General features: G+C 71.6%; 5 protein-coding genes. 1 reads left to right on the forward strand and 4 read right to left on the reverse strand.

Features of this window, described 5'->3' with window-relative positions:
* Positions 1-1609: 3-oxosteroid 1-dehydrogenase (gene kstD / locus G3I65_RS44115; protein WP_160701387.1), on the forward strand; the 1609-nt coding region annotated here is incomplete at its 5' end.
* Here the strand turns inward: kstD and G3I65_RS44120 are convergent.
* The 4 genes from G3I65_RS44120 to G3I65_RS44135 all read right to left on the reverse strand — a co-directional run.
* Positions 1606-2652, reverse strand: a complete 1047-nt coding sequence (locus G3I65_RS44120; protein WP_160701388.1) for an LLM class flavin-dependent oxidoreductase — start codon at positions 2650-2652, stop codon at positions 1606-1608. The genes kstD and G3I65_RS44120 overlap by 4 nt on opposite strands.
* A gap of 11 nt (positions 2653-2663) precedes the next feature.
* Positions 2664-3851: a Glu/Leu/Phe/Val dehydrogenase dimerization domain-containing protein gene (locus G3I65_RS44125; protein WP_160701389.1), complete on the reverse strand. Its 1188-nt coding sequence runs from the start codon at positions 3849-3851 to the stop codon at positions 2664-2666.
* Positions 3848-4429 carry a TetR/AcrR family transcriptional regulator gene (locus G3I65_RS44130; RefSeq protein WP_160701390.1) on the reverse strand — a complete coding sequence of 194 codons (582 nt, stop codon included), beginning with the start codon at positions 4427-4429 and terminating at the stop codon, positions 3848-3850. Before G3I65_RS44130 ends, G3I65_RS44125 begins: the two co-directional genes overlap by 4 nt.
* A gap of 205 nt (positions 4430-4634) precedes the next feature.
* The coding region (locus G3I65_RS44135; protein WP_160701391.1) for a transposase at positions 4635-5197 on the reverse strand (563 nt) is incomplete at its 5' end.

Genomic DNA, 5197 nt, shown 5'->3' on the forward strand with positions numbered 1-5197 from the left:
CGTCGTCGTGGTCGGGTCCGGCGCGGCGGGCATGACCGCCGCGCTGACGGCGGCCAAGCGCGGGCTGAGCGTCGTCGTGCTCGAGAAGGCGCCGACGTTCGGCGGCTCCGCGGCCCGCTCCGGCGCCGGCATCTGGATCCCGAACAACCCGGTGCTGCTCGCCGCCGGCGTGCCGGACACGCCGGCGAAAGCCGCGCAGTACCTCGCCGCCGTCGTCGGGCCGGACGTGCCGGCCGCGCGCCAGGAAGCCTTCCTGCGCAACGGTCCCGCGATGATCTCGTTCGTGCTGGCGAACAGCCCGCTGCGGTTCCGGTTCATGGACGGCTACAGCGACTACTACCCGGAGCTGCCGGGCGGCCTGCCGAACGGCCGCTCGATCGAGCCGGACCAGTTCGACGGAAACCTGCTCGGCGCGGAGCTGGCGAACCTGAACCCGCCCTACCTGGCCACGCCCGCCGGGATGGTCGTGTTCAGCGCGGACTACAAGTGGCTCAACCTCGCCGCGGTCAACGCCAAGGGCGCCGCGGTCGCGGCCGCCTGCCTGGCCCGCGGCACGGCCGCCGCGATCGCCGGGCAGAAGCCGCTCACCATGGGGCAGTCGCTGGCCGCCGGGCTGCGGGCCGGGCTGCTCGCGGCGAACGTCCCGGTGTGGCTGAACACCCCGCTCGTCGACCTGAACATCGAAAACGGCACGGTCACTGGAGTTCTGACGCCGCAGGGGCTGGTGCGGGCGCGCCGCGGTGTGATCGTCGGCTCGGGCGGGTTCGAGCACAACGCCGGGATGCGCGCGCAGTACCAGCGTCAGCCGATCGGTACCGATTGGACGGTCGGCGCGAAGGAGAACACCGGCGACGGCATCCGGGCCGGCCAGCGCGCCGGCGCCGCGCTGGACCTGATGGAGGACGCGTGGTGGGGCCCGGCCATCCCGGTGCCCGGCGACCCGTACTTCTGCCTGGCCGAGCGCACTCTGCCCGGCGGGCTGCTGGTCAACCAGGCCGGGCAGCGGTTCGTCAACGAAGCCGCGCCCTACAGCGACGTCGTGCACACCATGTACGACAAGAACCCGGCGGCGCCGGACATCCCCGCGTGGCTGATCGTCGACCAGAACTACCGGAACAAGTACCTGTTCCGCGACATCCTGCCGCTGCTGCCGTTCCCGGATTCCTGGTACGCGGCGGGCGCGGTGTTCAAGGCCTCGACCATCCAGGACCTCGGCGCGAAGATCGGCGTGCCCGCGGCGGCGCTGAAGTCCACTGTGGACCGGTTCAACGCGCTCGCCCGGTCCGGAGTGGACAGCGACTTCCACCGCGGCGCGAGCGCGTACGACCACTACTACACGGACCCGCTGGTGCTGCCCAATTCCTGCCTGGCGCCGCTGTGGGCACCGCCGTTCTACGCGCTGCGGATCGTCCCCGGCGACCTCGGCACGAAGGGCGGCATGCGCACCGACGCCCGGTCGCGCGTGCTGCGCCCGGACGGCACGGTCATCCCCGGCCTGTACGCGGCGGGCAACGCGAGCGCCGCGGTGATGGGCCACAGCTACGCGGGCGCGGGCTCGACCATCGGCCCGGCGATGACGTTCGGCTACATCGCCGCGAACGACGTCTAGAACTCCTTTTCCACCAAGGGAAGCACCTCGGTGCCGAGCAGCTCGATCGCCTTCATGACCTCGGCGTGCGGGACGCCGGACCAGTCCATCTGCATCGCGTAGCGGTCCGCGCTGGTCAGCTTGCCGACCTCGATCAGCCGCTCGGCGATCTCCTGCGGGCTGCCGACGAACAACGCCTGCGCGCCGGCGGTGTACTGGTCGTACTCGGCGTACTGGTCGTACTCGGCGCGGGTCGGGACGGCCCAGCCACGCGCGCGGGCGCCGTACTTCATCGTCTCGAGCCAGTACGGGTAGAAGGTTTCCTTGGCGTCCTGCGAATTCGGCGCGAGGAAGCCGATCGCGCCCATGGTGACGTTCAGGTCTTCCTTCTGGTGCTCCCCGGCCTCGCCGGCCTGGCGGTAGAGGTCGACGAGCGGGGCGAAGCGCTCGGGACGGCCGCCGATCACGGCGTACACCACGGGCAGGCCGAGCAGCCCGGCGCGGATCGAGGATTCGGGGTTGCCGCCGGTGCCGATCGAGATGCGCAGGCGCCTGCCGTAGGGGCGCGGCAGGATCCGCGCGTTCTCCAGCGGCGGGCGGAACTTGCCGGACCAGGTAAGCGGGTCTTCACGGTCGATGCGCAGCAGCAGCGCGAGCTTCTCTTCGAACAGCTCGTCGTAGTCGCCGAGGTCGTTGCCGAACAGCGGGAAGGATTCGGTGAACGACCCGCGCCCGGCGAGCAGTTCGGCGCGGCCGTGGCTGAGCTGGTCGAGGGTGGTGAACTGCTGGTAGACGCGGACCGGGTCCTCGGTGCTCAGGACGGTGACCGCGGAGCTCAGCGTGATCTGGCTCGTGACGCTCGCCGCGGCGGCCAGGACGGTGCCCGGGTTCGAGATCGCGTACTGGTCGAGGTGGTGTTCGCCGAGGCCGTAGAAGCCGAGGCCCAGCTCGTCGGCGAGCTTGATCCGCTCGAGGGTGTTGGCCAGCGTCCGCGCGACGGACGGCTGCGCGCCGGTCCGCGGGTCGGGCGCGCGGTCGCCGAAGCTGTAGATGCCGAGTTTCATACAACGCTCAACTACTTTGCGGGCTGATTCGTTCCCTCGCCGAACCGGGCCTGGATGGCTTCGAGGTTCCGCTCGGAAAGCCGCAGGGCGGCGGCGCGCAGGCTCAAGCCGTCGAGGGTGGCGACTTCGAAGACGGCGGTGACCAGCTCGCGCATGCGAGTGCGGACCTTCCCGAAGGCCTCGTCGGCGTCCGCGCCGACGTCGCCGAAGAGCGTCCACCACCACCAGGAGTTGGTCGCCGAGTTGGCCACGAAGTCCGGGACCACCGGGATGCCGCGGGCGCCGAGGAGTTCTTCGGCGTCCGGGGTGACCGGCAGGTTCGCGGCCTCCACGATGACCTTCGCGCCGACCTCGGCCTGGTTGTCGCTGTCGACGCAGTAGGAGATCGCCGCCGGCACCAGCACCTCGGCGGGCACCGCCAGCCACGCTTCCGGCGGCAGGAGCTCGTCGCCGGGCTTGAGGTGGTCGCGGTCGATCCCGCCGAAGCGGTCGCGGTGCCGCAGCAGGTGCTCGACGTCGAGCCCGGCGGGGTTGGCGACGACGCCGCGGACGTCCGAGACGCCGACGACCGGCAGCCCGGCTTCGGCGAGGAACCGCGCGGTGGCCCCACCCATCGACCCGAACCCCTGCACGACGACGCGGCTCGGCCCGGTGTGGCCGAGCAGTTCGAGCCCGGTCAGCGTGGCCTGCGCGACGCCGAGTCCGCCGACCAGCTCGTCCAGCCCCAGCCCGCCGACCTCGATCCGGAAGGCGTCGGCGAGCCGGGCGGTCGCGGCGTCGAGGTCTTCGAGCAGCGGGTAGACGGCCTGGACGGGGCTGCGCAGCCCGATCTCGGCGAGCACGCCGTCGATGACGTCCTGGCGCAGGCCGAGGTCCTCGCCCATGGTCCAGTACCGCTCGATGAGCGGGCGCATGGCGTGCAGGTAGCGGGCGACGACATCGCGGGCGCGCTCGTCGTAGGGGTCGAAGTCGATGCCGCCCTTGGCGCCGCCGAGCGGGATGTAGCGGCCGGCGGGGTCGTAGTTGAGGCCCTCTTTGAGCGTCATGCCCCGGGCCAGGCCGCGGACTTCGAAGAGGCTGCAGCCGCGGCGCATCCGGAGCCCGCCGCTGGCGACGCCCCGCACGAGCCGGTCGATCACCAGGTACCCGCGGCACCCGGTGACGGGATCGGTCCACGCCACTTCGAGCAGGGCGCTCACCCGAGTTCCCGCTTCACGGCTTGCGCGACCCACCGCGCACAGTCGCCGGCGGTGACGGCCCCGGTCTTGGCGACGACCTGGACGGCCAGCCCGTCGAGCAGCGAAGTCAGCCGCCAGGCGGCGCCGTGCGGGTCTTCGCACCGGAAGACCCCGGTGGTGACGCCCTCGGTGATCAGGGCGACGACGGCGTCCCGCCACCGCTGGTCCAGCCGCTGCAGGACGGCCCGCAGTTCGGGGTCCCGCATGGCGGCGGCCTGGGCCTCGATCCAGAGCTGCCAGTTGTGGCCGGGGTTCGTGGGGCCGTAGAGCGTGAGGACGGCGTTCAGGCGGGCGTCGGCGGGGCCGCTTTCCTCGAGTTCGGCGCGGAGAGTGGCGAGGGCGGTTTCGGCGGCCTGGCGGAAGGCTTCGATGATGAGGGCTTCGAGGGTGCCGAAGTGGTAGAAGATCAGCGCGGTGCTGACATCGAGGGCTTTGGCGACATCGGCGGCCCGGACCCCGGCGATACCCCGTTCGCGGATTTGTCCCAGCGCGGCCCCCACGATCTCCTCCCGCCGGACGGCGACCGCCTTGCGCATCATGCGGGACACGGTACCGAGGGGGCGGGGGAGAGGGGAGGCGACGAAGGACGGGTTTGTTCGCTGGGGCGAGGGTTGGCGGGGCGGGGGCGGTTGGTCTGGCGAGGCACGGTTGACTCGGCCAGGGCGGCCGGTATGGGGAGATCGGCGGCTAGGTTTGGCGGATCCGGAAGGACGGCGAGGCCTGGGGGGTGTCCCTATGTGGTTGTCAAGCCGCGGCTGGGGCTGGTTCGGGGTGGCGGTAGTGGGTGCCGTTGCGGAGCATGGCGTAGAGGACGTCGCAGCGGCGGCGGGCGAGGCAGATGAGGGCGGCGTTGTGCTTCTTGCCCTCGGCCCGCTTCCTGTCGTAGTAGGCGCGGCTGACCGGGTCGGACAGCGAGGCGAACGCTGCGAGGAAGAACGCGCGTTTGAGTTGGCGGTTGCCGGTCCGGGCGGGGTGTTCGCCCTTGATGCTGGTGCCGGAGCTGCGGGTGACCGGGGCGATGCCGGCGTAGGCGGCCAGGTGCCCGGAGGTCTTGAAGTTCGCGGCGTCGCCGATTTCGAGCAGGATGCGGGCGGCGGTCCTGACGCCGATGCCGGGCATCGAGGTCAGGACCCCGGCAAGAGGGTGCGCATCGAGTATCCCCTCGACCTGCTCAGCGACCTGTTTGCGTTGCTGGAGAACGGTTTTCAGGCTGTCCGCCAGCCGCGGCAGGACGGTGTCGGCGGCGGCGGTGCCCGGGACGGTGACGGTCTGCTCGCCCAGGGCGGTCATGATCGCCTCGACCAGCT

Source organism: Amycolatopsis sp. SID8362 (assembly GCF_010550475.1).
In the GTDB taxonomy this organism is placed as follows: Bacteria; Actinomycetota; Actinomycetes; order Mycobacteriales; family Pseudonocardiaceae; genus Amycolatopsis; species Amycolatopsis eburnea.

Coding starts and splice junctions, on each gene's coding strand:
- G3I65_RS44130 (WP_160701390.1), bottom strand. CDS start 4,429: ATGATGCGCAAGGCGGTCGCCGTCCGGCGGGAGGAGATCGTGGGGGCC.
- G3I65_RS44120 (WP_160701388.1), bottom strand. CDS start 2,652: ATGAAACTCGGCATCTACAGCTTCGGCGACCGCGCGCCCGACCCGCGG.